The organism is Ruegeria sp. BA12, from assembly GCF_056539625.1.
In genome coordinates this window covers 1-14,840 of sequence record NZ_JBQFVF010000011.1, presented here as the reverse complement: position 1 = coordinate 14,840, position 14,840 = coordinate 1, and the positions used below count along the sequence as shown (strand labels likewise).

Here is a 14,840-nt window from a genome sequence, read left to right as displayed (position 1 = left end):
TAAGCGGGCATCTAGTGACGTGGATTTGGCCGCGCAAGAGCAGAAATTGCATGTGTCCTATGCAATTTTTGCAAGGGTGGATTTTTCTAAAAAACCCTTAATTTATTAGCCATTTAACGGTCATGGAACGTGTCGAATTCAGGCATTTCACTGTCGCAAACAAGCCGCGCTGTCGCGGGTGGGTTAGGTGTGTCGTTTTCAGACTTCGTGTCAATTCGCTTGGAAAATGTTCACGCTTCGTGCTAATCGGAAACAAAGATCACAAAAAACCCGAGCAGGCCGAGGCACGACATGCGAATTCTGGGCATTGATCCGGGGCTAAGGACCCTGGGATGGGGCGTCATCGAATCACATGGCAGCCGCCTGACTCATGTTGCCAACGGTTTGTGCAAGTCGGACGGGGATGATCTGGGTGAGCGGTTGTTGTCACTGCACAATCAGATCGTCGAGGTCATCGCCGAGCATCAACCTGATCAGGCAGCTATCGAACAGACCTTCGTCAACAAAGATGGGGCCGGAACGCTAAAGCTTGGTCAGGCGCGCGGAGTGGCCTTGCTGACACTGGCGCAGGCCGGATTGCCGGTGGGGGAATATGCACCCAACCGGGTCAAGAAAACGGTTGTGGGTGTCGGTCATGCCGAAAAAGAGCAGGTACTTCACATGGTCAAACTACAGCTGCCTGGGTGTCAGCCCAAAGGGGCGGATGCGGCGGATGCGCTGGCGATTGCCATCTGTCATTCGTATTACGGCACAGCGCCACAGGCGCGCATGAAAGAGGTGCGGGCATGATTGGGAAACTGACGGGGCGGCTAGATTATCGCGCGGCGGATCACGTGCTGATCGACGTTCGCGGCGTGGGTTACCTCGTCTATTGCTCGGACCGGACGATGGCGGCGCTGCCGGGGGTGGGTGAGGCTGTCTCGATCTACACCGACATGGTGGTGCGAGAGGACCTGATGCAGCTTTATGGTTTTCTGTCATTGGTCGAAAAGGAATGGCACCGGCTGCTGTGCTCGGTGCAGGGGGTTGGGGCCAAGGTTTCTTTGGCTATCCTTTCGGCATTGGGCCCCGATGGGGTCAGCCGTGCAATTGCTCTGGGCGACTGGGGCGCGGTTAAGGCGGCCAAGGGTGTCGGACCAAAGACCGCGCAGCGCATTGTGCTGGACCTCAAGGACAAGGCGCCGGGTGTGATGGCCATGGGCGGAACCGTGACCGAGGCAATGGACGGCCCAGAGCTAGAGGTTGTCGAACTGGCGGAACCGGCACCCGCGCCAAAGCGAGCGGTTAAGCAGGCTTCGGGGGCTGCGGCGGCCTCGGCAGGGGCGTTGTCGGCGCTGTCAAATCTGGGGTATGGGCCGTCTGACGCGGCATCCGCCGTGGCCGAAGCGGCAGCCAACCTGCCTGACGCGGGTGAGGCTGATCTGATCCGAGCAGCGCTGAAACTGCTTGCTCCGAAGGGGTGATTGAATGGTAGATGCAGATCCCACCCTGCGGCCCGAGCCGATGCCCGAGGATAATGACCGCGCCCTGCGTCCGCAGGGTCTGGACGAATTCATCGGTCAGGCCGAGGCACGCGCCAATCTGCGTATCTTCATCCAATCCGCCCGTCAGCGGGGCGAGGCAATGGATCACACGTTGTTTCACGGCCCTCCGGGGCTGGGGAAAACCACTCTGGCGCAGATTATGGCGCGTGAGTTGGGGGTGAATTTCCGCATGACCTCGGGGCCGGTTCTGGCCAAGGCGGGGGATCTGGCGGCGATCCTGACCAATCTTGAATCGCGGGACGTGCTGTTTATCGACGAAATTCACCGACTGAACCCAGCGGTCGAAGAAGTGCTGTATCCGGCGATGGAGGATTTCGAACTGGATCTGGTGATCGGCGAAGGCCCTGCCGCCCGGACCGTTCGGATTGAATTGCAGCCCTTTACGCTGGTCGGTGCGACCACGCGGATGGGTCTGCTGACCACGCCGCTGCGCGACCGCTTCGGGATACCGACCAGGCTGCAGTTTTATACGGTCGACGAGTTACATGAGATTGTCACCCGCAACGCCCGAAAACTGGGGGCACCTGCGGATGATGACGGTGCGCGCGAGATTGCGCGACGTTCGCGCGGAACACCGCGGATTGCTGGGCGGCTGCTGCGGCGGGTTGTCGATTTCGCCATTGTCGAAGGCGACGGCCGGATCACGCGCGAACTGGCGGACGGGGCCTTGACGCGGCTGGGCGTGGATCATCTGGGGCTGGATGGCGCAGACCGGCGCTATCTGAAGCTGATTGCCGAGAATTACGCAGGTGGTCCGGTGGGGATTGAGACCCTGTCGGCGGCGCTGTCGGAAAGCCGCGATTCGCTGGAAGAGGTGATCGAGCCCTTCTTGTTGCAACAGGGTCTAATCCAACGCACCCCGCGTGGCCGGATGTTGGCGCAAAAGGCATGGACGCATCTGGGCATGGCCGCGCCGAAGGGACAGAGCGATCTGTTTGGTTGAAGTACGCACCATTAGATTTTATGCCACCGGCGGCCGTATTAGATTCAGAAAAGGGGCAGGGCGTGACACCCGATCAGATCGAGGCGCTGTTTACGCGCGAAAGTGGTGAGTTTCTGTTTGCCCGTTGGGGGCGCCCCATCGTGCCGATTGTCTTTGGTGTTGAGGATGAAACACTGGCAACCGTCAAAGGCGCGATCGAGGCCGTGGTGGCATTGGCCGGGCACAAGATGGCCGAAACGGATCCGGAACTAGGTGCCAATTGCATGGTGTTCTTTTTCCGCGACTGGCAAGAGCTGCTGGAGGTTCCCGATCTGGATCGGCTGATTCCCGATCTGGCACCCCTGGTGGATCGTCTGATGGCTGCGGATGCCAACCAGTACCGGATTTTCCGCTTTGAAGAAGACGGAGCGATCCGCGCGGCTTTTGTTTTTCTGAGAATGGACAAGGAACTGTCCAAGGTTCCGGCGGAAACACTGGCGCTTAGCCAGGTGGTGCAGACCATCTTGCTATGGTCGGACACCGCATTTCGAACCCAATCCCCATTGGCTGTTGCCGGGGAAACAACCGTTCTGCGACCCGAAATCGCCGAGGTGATCCGCGCGGCCTATGACCCGATCCTGCCCGGGGCTGCGCAGGATGCGTCACACGCGCTGAGGCTGTTTGCGCGGCTACAAGCGCCGCAATAAAGCCTAGGCAGGTGGTTTGCTCTGGTGCTGAAACGCCTTAATTAGATCGCTGCCGGTGTCAAAGTATGCGTCAGGCCCGACCAGATCGGTGACACCGTAGCGGTCCAGTTCTTTGCGGACATCCGGTTCGACCAGCAGAAAAACCAGTCGAATGTTCTTGGACTGCAGCAAGCCGTGGATATTTCGCAATGAGTAACCTGCGGTGAAATCCACATCATCAATGGCAGAAGCTTCGATGCAGAACCACCGCAACTTGGGGTCGGCCCTATTGACGATTGAAGCGACCTCGTCCGACAGTCGTTGCGTGTTGGCGTAATAAATGCTGTGGGAAAAGCGATAGATCACCAGGCCGGGTTTGAACTGGTTTGACGTGGTGACGGGACTTATATGCCAGCCGCCATCAGGGCTTTGGGCGATGATCGCGTTCTTGGGGTGGTACCCCCGGCGCGTGTGGTCGATCAGCGACAGAACCATGGCAAAGATGATCCCTTGCTCGACCCCGATCAGAACCACAACACCTGCTGTGGCCACCGCGATCCAGAATTCTGACCGTGCCTGACGATAAATGGCAGCAAGGCCCTTCAAATCGATTAGCTTTACACCGATCAGGAAGACTACCGCGGACAGCGCGGCATTTGGCAGGAACGCAAGCGGCCCGGTCAGAAACAGGATCACCACCAGAACAATCGCCACCGTCGTTAGTTGTGCGATTTGATTGCGGCCTCCGGCGCTGGCCACCATCTCGGTTTTGGTGGGGCTGCCGTTGACGACGAAAGTGCCAGTAAAGGCCGCGCCGAGATTGGCCAAACCCAACCCGACAAGATCGGTGTTTTCGCTGAACTTGTCCTCGTACCGGGCCGCATAAGCGCGCGAGGTTGCGGCGCTCTGGGCAAGGATCACCACAAAGATCGACAGGGCGGTAGGGGTCAGTTGCTTGAACAGAGCCCAGTTCCAATCCACATCCGGGATTGAAAGGGCGGGCAGGCCACCGGGAACCGCGCCCAGCACGGTGACGCCTGCCGCGCTGAACTGGAAAGTCCAACTGCAAAGGATGATGCCCAAAATTGCGATCAGCGGGCCGGGTATTTTGGGCGATAGACTTTTGCACCCAATGACGACGACCAGAACGGACAAGGATACCGCGATCGTTGGCCAGCTTGTCTGGTCATAGTGCTGTATCAAGCCCTGAAGTTTGGCCAGCGTTCCGTGGCCCGACGCCTCGATCCCCAGCATTCCGGGCACCTCTCCCGTGGCCACCTGAATGCCTACGCCAGTCAGAAAGCCAACCAGTACTGTCCGAGATAGGAAATCGGCTAGAAAGCCAAGGCCGATCAGGCGCGCGGCAATCAACAGCACTGCTGCCATCAGCGCCAGCAGAGAGGCCAGCGCCAGATATTCCGAAGATCCTGACACCGCCATACCCGCCAGAGCAGACGCAGTTATGGCCGCCGTGGCGGAATCCGCCCCGACGACAAGATGCCGCGATGATCCGAACAAGGCGAACAGCGCCATCGGTATCAGGATCGTGTACAGTCCCGTCACCACAGGGGTGCCTGCGATTTTGGTGTAGCCCATCACCTCGGGGATCGCGAGACAGGCAAAGGTCAGTCCGGCAAGAACCTCAGTCGGCAGGGACGACCGTTTGATCGGCACGATACCCTGCAGGATGGGCAGTGGGAATTTGCCCTCTTCTCGGTGGGGGGTGGCCATGGGATCCCCTTTAAATTCAAACCTCTATTTGGTCAGCCTAGCCAGCTAGGGGATAAATTTCGATACCAAGTGTTGGGTGACCTGATTTTTTGTAACCTTATAGGGATTGCGCGTTGGCCTGTATCTGTGTGAGGCATGTCCTGCCCCGTTCCAAAGATTTCAACAGGATGGAATGCCAGTATGACCGACCCGCAAAAGCACATCTATTCGGTTCGCGTCTATTATGAAGACACCGACATGGGCGGCGTGGTCTATCACGCGAATTACCTGAAATACATCGAGCGCGCCCGGTCGGACTATGTGCGCCGGTTGGGCAATGACCAAAATGCGATGCGCGATGATGGGATCGTTTGGGTCATCCGGCGGATTGAGGCGGATTACCTGTCCCCGGCCAAGTTCGACGATGAGTTGACCATCGAAACTCATTTCATTTCACGCTCGGGCGTGCGGCTTACGATGGGGCAGTTGGTGAAAAGAGGCGAAACCGAGATTTTTCGTGCCACTGTCACCGCCGTTTGCATGAATGCACAGGGCAAACCGGTGCGGCTTCCGGCAGAGATTCGCGCATTGCTGTAACAAATTGCGGCGTTGGGGTGGTTCTGTTGGCTTTTCAGGACCATCTGGGTTAGCGTTTGGCAAAACAAGGCCAAACGAACGGCCAACAGGCAAAACAAAGAGCAGGTTCATGGAAGCTGAAACGCTGGCGCTGGCGCAGGAGATCGATTTCTCCATGTGGGGGCTGTATGCCCGCGCGACCTTTATCGTCAAACTGGTGATGCTGATGCTGATCGGCGCATCTATCTGGTCCTGGGGCATCATCATTCAAAAGCTGATCAACTACCGCGCGGCACGACGTGAGGCCCAGGTGTTTGATGAAAGCTTCTGGTCAGGGAACCCCCTTGATGAGCTGTTCGAACAGATTGGAACGCAGCCTGATGGCAGTTCGGAAAAGATTTTTGCCGCCGGTATGATCGAATGGCGGCGGTCTCATCGCACTGATGGCGGGCTGATCGCCGGGGCCACGGCGCGGATCGACCGATCCATGGACGTTGCCATCGCGAAAGAGGCTGAGACGCTGCAAAAGGGCCTTCCTATTCTGGCGACCGTCGGCTCGACCGCGCCGTTTATTGGTCTATTTGGAACCGTTTGGGGCATCATGAACGCCTTTATCGAGATTGCCGAGCAACAGAACACAAACCTCGCCGTTGTGGCGCCGGGTATTGCCGAGGCGTTGCTGGCCACGGGTCTGGGCCTGCTGGCGGCGATCCCGGCGGTCATTTTCTACAACAAGCTCAGTGCGGATAGTGACCGGATCGTTGGCGGGTACGAAGCCTTTGCTGACGAGTTCGCCACCATCCTGTCGCGACAGTTGGACAGCTAACGATGGGCGCGGCAGTTCAGCAAAACGGTGGTGGGAACGGGCGCAGACGCGGGCGGCGTCGCGGCCGGGCGCAGCCAATGGCCGAAATCAACGTGACGCCGTTTGTGGATGTCATGCTGGTGTTGCTGATTATTTTCATGGTTGCGGCCCCGCTTTTGACCGTTGGGGTGCCTGTAGACTTGCCGAAAACGGCGGCCAGTGCCTTGCCCGGCGATAACGAAGAACCACTGACCGTAACACTGACCGCGGATGGACGCGTGCAGATCCAGACGACGGACGTGGTGCGCGAAGAGTTGATTGGCAAACTGCGCGCCATTGCGGCAGAACGCAGCAGTGATCGCGTGTTCCTGCGGGCCGACGGGGCGATTCCTTACGCGCAGGTGATGCAGGTAATGGGTGCGTTAAATGCGGGTGGGTTTTCCAATGTGGGTCTTGTGACCGATAGCGGCGGGCCGGCCCTGGACGAAGGTGGAGAGTGAGGCCGCGCGGTGGATACCGGCACCAAGATCTCGGCTATTGCCCATGTCGTCTTGATTGGATGGGCTTTTTTCGGCGGCACGTTCCGGTCCGACCCCCTGCCTATGGCTGTGCAGGAGGTGTCGGTGGTCTCGGTTGATCAGTTCGATGCTTTAACCGCACAGCGCACCGCGCCTGAGGTGTCGACACCCGTTGCCCTGCAACCGCCCGAAGTGCCCACCGAAGATGTGACACCGCCCGCACCGGTTGAAGAAGAACAAACCCCACCCGAGGTTGTGACCCCAGCTGAACCCGAGCCCGATCCCGTACCCGAACCGGTCGAGGCTCCGCCAGAACCCGAAGTGGTCGACGAAGCGCCGACACTGGATCAGCCCGAGCCAGTGACCGAAGTGCTGCCCGTGGCTCCGGGCCCCGAGGCGCAGCCGCGCCCCGCTGACAAGGTTGCACCGGAACCCATTGCGCCACCACCGCCCGAGGCGGAACCGGACGAAGTGGAAACGCCCGCTGTGTCGCTGGATGAGGGTGCGGATACCCAGCAGGAACAGCAGGATCAAACCGCTCCGGAAGAGGCCACGGATCAGATCGTGACCGAAGCCGAGGAAACCAAAGAGAACGCTCCGCGTACGTCCCCGCGACCGCAGGAGCGGCCAAACCGACCCGCGCCACCGGCAGATCCGGTAGTGGCAGAACCTGAGGAGCAGGAGTCGACGCCACCAACACAAGTTGACGAAAGCGCCGTTGAAGATGCTTTGGCCGAGGCTTTGCAAGAGAGTAGTGAGCCTGCTGGTCCTCCACTGACAAGCGGTGAAAAAGATGCAATGCGTCTGGCTGTGTCACAGTGTTGGAACGTGGGGTCATTGTCCACGGATGCCTTGCAAACGGTTGTAGTCGTTGGATTTTCATTGACCCGTGAAGGGAAGGTGGAAGGCGGTAGCCTGCGTATGATCGATAGCTCGGGCGGAACAACGGCGTCTGCTAAACAAGCTTACGAAGCCGCCAGACGGGCAATATTGCGCTGTGGCGCCAAAGGATACGACCTGCCTGCTGACAAATATGCTCAGTGGCAAGATATTGAGATTACATTCAATCCCGAGAGGATGCGGATCAAATGATGAGATTTCTGACCAGCCTATTGCTTGGCCTGACGATTATGACAGCGCCGGTATACGCACAGAGCGGACCGCTGCGTCTGGAACTGGATCAGGGGATCATTGAACCCTTGCCTTTTGCGGTTCCGAATTTTGTGCCTGACGGGCCAGCCGCGGCGCAATATGCCAACGACATCTCTCGAGTCGTAGCCGCCGACCTGACCGGTACGGGGCTGTTCCGCGAAATCTCATCGGACGCATTCATCAGTCGGGTCAGTAGTTTTGATGCGCCGGTCCAGTTTGCCGACTGGAAAGCCATCAACGCAGATGCGCTGGTGACGGGTGCTGTGAACGTCTCCGGCAACCGGCTGACTGTGCGATTCCGGGTGTGGGATGTGTTTTCGGGTCAGGAACTGGGCAACGGTCTGCAATTTGCAGGCACTACCGAAGGGTGGCGACGCATGGCGCATAAAGTAGCCGATCAGGTTTACAGCCGCATCACGGGAGAGGGCGGATATTTCGACAGCCGCGTGGCCTTTGTTTCCGAAAGCGGGCCCAAGGATCAGCGCCTGAAACGTTTGGCGATCATGGATTATGACGGAGCCAACGTGCAGTACCTGACTGACAGTGCCGCCATCGTCCTTGCCCCGCGCTTTTCGCCGTCGGGCGATCGGTTGCTCTATACCAGTTATGAAACCGGTCAGCCACGCATCTATGTTCTGGACGTCGACCGAGTGAAAAGAACCGAATTGCAGACGCAAGAAGGCACGATGAGCTTTTCCCCACGCTTTTCGCCCGATGGCCGCTCGATTGTTTATTCGCTGATTCAGGGCGGCAATACCGACCTGTGGAAGATGGACCTGGCCTCGGGCCAAAGCGTTCGTCTGACCAATACGACGGCCATTGAAACCGCGCCTAGCTATTCCCCGGACGGTTCGCAGATCGTGTTTGAAAGCGACCGCTCGGGCACACCGCAGCTGTATATCATGCCCGCCAATGGGGGTGAGGCAACACGGATCAGCTTTGGTCAAGGCCGCTACGGCACCCCGGTCTGGTCGCCGCGTGGCGATTTGATTGCGTTTACCAAGCAAAACAAGGGCCGTTTTCACATCGGTGTCATGCGTACGGATGGCAGTGAAGAACGACTGCTGACCTCATCCTTCCTTGATGAGGGGCCGACCTGGTCCCCCAATGGCCGCGTCATCATGTTTACCCGCGAAACGCAGGGGGCCAGCGGGCGGGCGACGCTGTATTCCGTGGATATTTCGGGGCGGAACTTGCATCCGGTGCGCACTCCGGATGGCGGCAGCGATCCGTCTTGGGGGCCATTGCAGAATTGATCGGGGCAGGCGGTTGGAAAAGTTCACAAAAATCCTGCACTGTGATACAGAGACGGCAATAAACCGATAAAACAACGAGGCACTTGAAATGAACGTATTGGGCAAAGTTCTGGCTATAGGCGCGCTGAGTGTAATCGCCGCCTGTACCAACAACGATCCATCGGCACTGGGTGGCGGTTTTGGAAATGGCGCAAATGGTGCCATTGCGCCGGGCTCGCCCAGCGATCCGCGCTCGCCCGCCTATTTCCAGCAAACTGTTGGCGACCGGGTATTGTTTGCAGTGGATCAGTCCACACTGACGCCACAGGCGCAAACGGTCTTGCAGGGGCAGGCAGACTGGCTTTTGGCCAACCCGGATTTCGTGGCTACTATCGAGGGTCATGCAGATGAACAAGGCACACGCGAGTATAACCTTGGTCTGGGCGCGAAACGGGCGAATGCGGCCCGCGACTATTTGATCTCGCGCGGGGTGGCAGGGAACCGCCTGACAACAGTCAGCTACGGCAAGGAACGCCCGATTGAGATTTGCAGCACCGAGGAATGCTATTCCAAGAACCGCCGCGCGGTTACGGTGCTGACCGGTTCAACCTTGGGGTAAAATGATGAGACTTGCAGGATGGGTTCTGGCCGCAGTTATTGCGACCGCCGGTGTGGCACAAGCACAGGATCAGCAGACGCTGGCGGATATCCGTCAGGAATTGACAGTGCTGCACGTGGAGATTCAACGTCTAAAGCGTGAGTTTTCGACGACCGGATCTCCGGCGCCGAACCTGTCTGGCAGTTCCATTCTGGAACGAGTCGACGCGATCGAGGCCGAGTTGCAACGCCTCACGAGCCAGACCGAGCAGCTTAATCAGCGGGTTCAGAACGTCGTGACCGATGGCACCAACCGGATCGGCGACCTGGAGTTCCGTCTGGTCGAACTGGAAGGCGGAGATCTGAGTACGCTTGGCGAAACCTCGACCCTGGGTGGTGATTCAGGAGCTACGGTCGGTTCTGCGGCACCCATTTCACCAACGCCCTCTTCGGTAAGTGAGCAGGGGGAACTGGCGATCGGTGAACAATCAGACTTCGAAGCTGCTGCGCTGGCCCTGTCCGAAGGGGATTTTCAGGCCGCAGCCGACCAGTTCGCGCAGTTCGATTCGTCGTATCCAGGCAGCCCGCTTGCGCCCGAAGCACATTTGAAGCGCGGGCAGGCGCTGGACGGATTGGGCGACACGCGTGAGGCCGCGCGGGCGTTCCTGGCCAGCTTCACCGGCGACTCCGAAGGTGCGTTTGCCCCCGAGGCCCTGTTTGAACTGGGTGCCGCGTTGGGGCGTCTGGGACAAACCGAACAGGCTTGTATCACCCTGACAGAGGTTGGCGTGCGGTTCCCGGCCTCGGCCACAGTATCCGCCGCCACTCAGGAAATGGCTTCGCTGGGCTGTTCTTGACGGGCGAGGGCGAAACACTTCGATCTGAACTCCGCAAGCGGCTTCCTGACCGACTGCCGCCACGTTTGGGTATCGCCGTGTCTGGTGGCGGGGATTCGGTGGCGCTGATGCATGTGTTGCATGAAATCGCGCGGTCCGAGCAGGTCGATCTGTTCGCTGCGACCGTGGATCATGGATTGCGCCCCGAATCGGCATCTGAGGCTATTTGCGTGGCCGAACAGGCCGCTGGATTGAATATCTCGCACGAAACGCTGCGGTGGCGGGGGTGGGATGGTGCAGGCAACCTGCAGGATCAGGCCCGTCAGGCGCGGTATCGATTGTTGACAGACTGGGCGAACCGGAATGACATCCCGGCGATTGCTTTGGGGCATACAGCCGATGATCAGGCCGAGACCGTTCTGATGCGGTTGGGCCGGGCGGCCGGTGTGACGGGATTGTCGGGGATGCCTTGGGTGCGGGACCAAAACGGCGTGTCGCTGCTGCGCCCGATGCTGGGAATCACCCGGCAAGCCCTGCGCGGCTACCTGTCACGGATCGGCGCAAGTTGGATCGAAGACCCGTCGAATCAGGACTTCAAATTCGACCGGATCAAAGCGCGTGAAGCCCTGATAGGGCTGGAACCGCTGGGGATTTCTGCACAATCGCTGTCGCGCGTGGCCGAAAATCTTGCACAAGCGCGTGAAGCACTGGCGCATTATACGCAGGAATCCGCACGACGAGTTACTGATGTGGATAGCGGGGACATTTGCGTGGACCGCAACGGCTTTGAACTGCTTCCGGCAGAGATTCAACGGCGGCTGGTCATTGGAATCACCGTGTGGATCGCAGGACCGGGCTATCCGCCGCGCGGGGCTGCGGTGGATCAGGCCGTGGCAGCCGTTCGGGATGCAAAGACCCTGACTCTGGCGGGCTGTTTGTTGATCCCACACGGCGATAAAATGTGGTTTTGCAGAGAGCTAAACGCCGTGGCGACAGAAATCACCGCCCCGGAAAAGCTTTGGGATGACCGCTGGGTTCTGTCCGGCCCTCGGGCCGTGGGCGCCGAGGTGCGTGCGCTGGGTGAGACTGGTTTGCCGCAGGTGCCGGAATGGCGCGCATTGGGCAAACCACGTATGGCGCTTTTGGCCTCGCCTGCCGTGTGGAGCGGTGAAAACCTGCTTGCTGCACCCCTAGTTGATTATTCCAACGGTTGGACAGCCGAAATGGCCCCACAAAGGCCCGAGTTTTACTCTTCGCTTTTATCGCATTGAACATGCTTGAATCATCTCTATTTTATAGGGCAAACCGGCAGACCCGCACCTGCCGAAATCTTTTGGGAGATATTCCTTGGGCAACGCTCGTAACATCGCCTTCTGGGTCGTTCTTTTTCTGCTGATCCTTGCACTGTTCAATTTCTTCAGTGGCCAGGGCGGAACGCTTCAGAGCAATGAAAGAACCTATTCCGATTTTGTCAGCGCAGTTGAAAGCGGCGAAGTCAAAAATGTGACGCTGGACGGTGAACAGATTCGCTATTCCACGCAAAGCGGCGCGACCTATGTCACCATCAAACCCGCCGATGCCGAAGTCACCAAGCTGCTGATCGATGAAAACATTCCCGTTCAGGCCGTGAAACAGCAGCAATCCGGGTTTCAGTCCTTCCTGATCACGCTGCTGCCTTTCCTGCTGCTGATCGGTGTCTGGATTTACTTCATGAACCGGATGCAGGGCGGTGGCAAAGGCGGCGCGATGGGCTTTGGCAAGTCCAAGGCCAAGATGCTGACCGAAAAGCATGGCCGCGTGACCTTTGACGATGTCGCGGGCATTGATGAGGCCAAGGAGGAGCTGGAAGAGATCGTGGAATTCCTGCGCAACCCGCAGAAATTCAGCCGTCTGGGCGGTAAGATTCCGAAAGGCGCATTGTTGGTTGGCCCCCCGGGTACTGGTAAAACGCTGCTGGCCCGTGCCATTGCTGGTGAGGCGGGTGTGCCGTTCTTTACCATCTCGGGCTCTGACTTTGTCGAGATGTTTGTTGGTGTCGGTGCATCCCGTGTCCGCGACATGTTCGAACAGGCCAAGAAGAACGCGCCTTGTATTGTCTTCATCGACGAGATCGACGCCGTGGGTCGCCATCGTGGTGCCGGTTATGGCGGTGGTAATGACGAACGCGAACAGACCCTCAACCAGTTGCTGGTCGAGATGGACGGGTTCGAGGCCAACGAAGGCGTGATCATTCTGGCAGCCACCAACCGTAAGGACGTTCTGGACCCTGCGCTGCTGCGTCCGGGCCGGTTTGATCGTAACGTGACTGTCGGCAACCCCGACATCAAAGGCCGCGAAAAGATTCTGGGCGTTCACGCACGCAAGACGCCTCTGGGCCCCGATGTGGACCTGCGCATCATCGCGCGCGGTACACCAGGCTTCTCGGGTGCGGATTTGGCGAACCTCGTTAACGAGGCCGCGCTGATGGCCGCGCGCGTGGGCCGTCGCTTTGTCACCATGGAAGATTTTGAGAATGCCAAGGACAAGGTGATGATGGGGGCCGAGCGTCGCTCGATGGTGCTGACACAGGATCAGAAGGAAAAGACCGCCTATCACGAGGCCGGTCACGCCGTTGTCGGCCTGACTCTGCCGCTGTGTGATCCGGTCTACAAGGCGACGATCATCCCGCGCGGTGGTGCGCTGGGCATGGTTGTTTCGCTGCCGGAAATGGATCGCCTGAACTATCACCGTGACGAATGTGAGCAAAAGCTGGCCATGACCATGGCGGGCAAAGCCGCAGAGGTGATCAAGTACGGCGAAGACCATGTTTCGAACGGTCCTGCCGGTGACATCATGCAGGCCAGCCAACTGGCGCGCGCCATGGTGATGCGCTGGGGAATGTCGGACAAGGTCGGCAATATCGACTATGCCGAGGCGCATGATGGATACTCTGGCAATACCGCCGGGTTCTCGGTTTCGGCCCATACCAAAGAGCTGATCGAGGAAGAGGTGAAGCGTCTGATCCAGCAGGGTTACGAGCGCGCCCACCAGATTCTGACCGAACAGAACGAGGAATGGGAGCGTCTGGCACAGGGTCTTCTGGAATATGAGACGCTGACCGGGGACGAGATCAAGCGCGTCATGAACGGTGAATCGCCCAGCGAGGGTGATGATGATGGTGACAATCCCGACGAGGGCAGCGCGCCCAGCGTGACAGCGATTCCTAAGACAAAGGTCAAGAAGTCTCCGCCCGATGGTGGGATGGAGCCGGAACCTTCAGCTTAAGTACATCAGACCCGGGCATTGTCCCGGGTCTTTTTTGCTTCACTTCACAGTCGGGATACGTACGGTGCGAAGAGCCGTTGTCAGGAATTTGGAGCGAGGCCCCACATGCCGGTGATGCGAAAAACCGAGTATTCGGCGCAGGTTGTCTGGTTGGGGCATGTACCGTCAGGTGGCTCGCTGCGCGCCCGTCCGGTCGATCGGTTGGATCTTGATTTTGCCGGGGAAACAGGCGCCCGTCACGCAGGGGTCAATCGAGCCTCATGTATGCGTATGAAGAACCTGTACCCCGAAGATACTGAAATTCGAAATGTGCGTCAGTTGACGATTCTGTCGTCCGAAGAAATGGACGAGATCGCAAGTGAAATGGGGCTGGAAACGCTCGACCCCACCTATTTGGGGGCGTCAATCGTGCTAAAGGGAATACCGGATTTTACCCATATTCCGCCCTCATCGCGGCTGCAGGCCCTCGATGGGCTTACGATGACCGTTGATATGGAGAACCGCCCTTGCATCTATCCAGGGAAAGAAATCGAATCTGACATTCCAGGCTATGGCAAGACGTTCAAACCCGCCGCCAGGGGCCGTCGCGGCGTCACGGCCTGGATCGAACGTCCGGGAACGTTGAAGCTGAACGACTCCGTCTCGCTTTTTGTGCCGGATCAGCGCGCGTGGGAACCCTCATAAGCCTCGGAATGTTGCGCTAACAGCGCCAGAACTGGGTCAACGCCGTTTCACGCCATGATTATGTCGGAATTCATATCCATTGCGATTGTACACGACGGTATGGATTGATCAGCACCGACGTATTGCGTCGGCACGCACGGCATTCAATCAGGGACCCTGCCCAATGAGCTACAAATCCGACATCGAAATCGCCCGTGAGGCGAACAAGAAGCCGATTCAGGAAATCGGTGCGAAAATTGGCATCTCCAGTGACGATCTGCTGCCTTACGGCCACGACAAGGCGAAGGTCAGCCAGGACTTCATCAACTCGG

The 14,840-nt window shown here is 58.6% G+C and carries 16 protein-coding genes; 15 read left to right on the top strand and 1 reads right to left on the bottom strand.

What is annotated here, in order from left to right; all coding sequences use genetic code 11:
- Window positions 1-291: 291 nt before the first annotated feature.
- The 4 genes from ruvC (at window position 292) to ACR0B0_RS17685 (ending at window position 3,173) form a co-directional block, all read left to right on the top strand.
- Complete coding sequence (gene ruvC / locus ACR0B0_RS17700) at window positions 292-789, top strand: crossover junction endodeoxyribonuclease RuvC (protein ID WP_170351714.1); 498 nt, start codon at window positions 292-294, stop codon at window positions 787-789.
- Complete coding sequence (gene ruvA / locus ACR0B0_RS17695; RefSeq protein ID WP_170351713.1) at window positions 786-1,463, top strand: Holliday junction branch migration protein RuvA; 678 nt, start codon at window positions 786-788, stop codon at window positions 1,461-1,463. Before ruvC ends, ruvA begins: the two co-directional genes overlap by 4 nt.
- A gap of 4 nt (window positions 1,464-1,467) precedes the next feature.
- Complete coding sequence (gene ruvB, locus ACR0B0_RS17690; RefSeq protein ID WP_058283170.1) at window positions 1,468-2,487, top strand: Holliday junction branch migration DNA helicase RuvB; 1,020 nt, start codon at window positions 1,468-1,470, stop codon at window positions 2,485-2,487.
- 62 nt (window positions 2,488-2,549) lie between these two features.
- Window positions 2,550-3,173 carry a hypothetical protein gene (locus tag ACR0B0_RS17685; RefSeq protein ID WP_170351712.1) on the top strand — a complete coding sequence of 208 codons (624 nt, stop codon included), beginning with the start codon at window positions 2,550-2,552 and terminating at the stop codon, window positions 3,171-3,173.
- Window positions 3,174-3,176: 3 nt separating this feature from the next.
- On the opposite strand, the gene ACR0B0_RS17680 is transcribed toward ACR0B0_RS17685, so the two are convergent.
- On the bottom strand, window positions 3,177-4,883 hold the full coding sequence (locus ACR0B0_RS17680) for a SulP family inorganic anion transporter (protein ID WP_480648919.1): 1,707 nt from the start codon (window positions 4,881-4,883) through the stop codon (window positions 3,177-3,179).
- Between the two features lie 180 nt (window positions 4,884-5,063).
- Here ACR0B0_RS17680 and ybgC point away from each other — a divergent pair, with 180 nt between their 5' ends.
- The 11 genes from ybgC to ACR0B0_RS17625 form a co-directional block, all read left to right on the top strand.
- A complete protein-coding gene (gene ybgC, locus ACR0B0_RS17675) occupies window positions 5,064-5,459 on the top strand; it encodes a tol-pal system-associated acyl-CoA thioesterase (RefSeq protein ID WP_480648917.1) in 396 nt (131 codons plus the stop codon).
- 109 nt (window positions 5,460-5,568) lie between these two features.
- Complete coding sequence (gene tolQ, locus ACR0B0_RS17670) at window positions 5,569-6,264, top strand: protein TolQ (protein WP_170351709.1); 696 nt, start codon at window positions 5,569-5,571, stop codon at window positions 6,262-6,264.
- A gap of 2 nt (window positions 6,265-6,266) precedes the next feature.
- Window positions 6,267-6,743 (top strand): protein TolR, encoded by a 477-nt coding sequence (gene tolR / locus ACR0B0_RS17665; RefSeq protein ID WP_170351708.1) that lies wholly within the window; start codon window positions 6,267-6,269, stop codon window positions 6,741-6,743.
- A gap of 9 nt (window positions 6,744-6,752) precedes the next feature.
- Window positions 6,753-7,853, top strand: a complete 1,101-nt coding sequence (locus tag ACR0B0_RS17660; RefSeq protein WP_480648915.1) for an energy transducer TonB — start codon at window positions 6,753-6,755, stop codon at window positions 7,851-7,853.
- On the top strand, window positions 7,850-9,169 hold the full coding sequence (tolB, locus tag ACR0B0_RS17655) for a Tol-Pal system beta propeller repeat protein TolB (RefSeq protein WP_170351706.1): 1,320 nt from the start codon (window positions 7,850-7,852) through the stop codon (window positions 9,167-9,169). The genes ACR0B0_RS17660 and tolB overlap by 4 nt, the downstream gene beginning before the upstream one ends.
- A gap of 88 nt (window positions 9,170-9,257) precedes the next feature.
- Window positions 9,258-9,767 carry a peptidoglycan-associated lipoprotein Pal gene (gene pal, locus ACR0B0_RS17650; protein ID WP_170351705.1) on the top strand — a complete coding sequence of 170 codons (510 nt, stop codon included), beginning with the start codon at window positions 9,258-9,260 and terminating at the stop codon, window positions 9,765-9,767.
- 4 nt (window positions 9,768-9,771) lie between these two features.
- Window positions 9,772-10,602, top strand: a complete 831-nt coding sequence (ybgF, locus tag ACR0B0_RS17645; RefSeq protein ID WP_170351825.1) for a tol-pal system protein YbgF — start codon at window positions 9,772-9,774, stop codon at window positions 10,600-10,602.
- A complete protein-coding gene (gene tilS, locus ACR0B0_RS17640) occupies window positions 10,599-11,852 on the top strand; it encodes a tRNA lysidine(34) synthetase TilS (protein ID WP_480648913.1) in 1,254 nt (417 codons plus the stop codon). Before ybgF ends, tilS begins: the two co-directional genes overlap by 4 nt.
- Before the next feature lie 76 nt (window positions 11,853-11,928).
- Window positions 11,929-13,845 (top strand): ATP-dependent zinc metalloprotease FtsH, encoded by a 1,917-nt coding sequence (gene ftsH / locus ACR0B0_RS17635; RefSeq protein WP_170362401.1) that lies wholly within the window; start codon window positions 11,929-11,931, stop codon window positions 13,843-13,845.
- A 105-nt stretch (window positions 13,846-13,950) separates the two neighbouring features.
- Window positions 13,951-14,529 (top strand): MOSC domain-containing protein, encoded by a 579-nt coding sequence (locus ACR0B0_RS17630; protein WP_480648911.1) that lies wholly within the window; start codon window positions 13,951-13,953, stop codon window positions 14,527-14,529.
- Between the two features lie 163 nt (window positions 14,530-14,692).
- The coding region (locus tag ACR0B0_RS17625; protein WP_480648903.1) for a formate--tetrahydrofolate ligase at window positions 14,693-14,840 on the top strand (148 nt) is incomplete at its 3' end.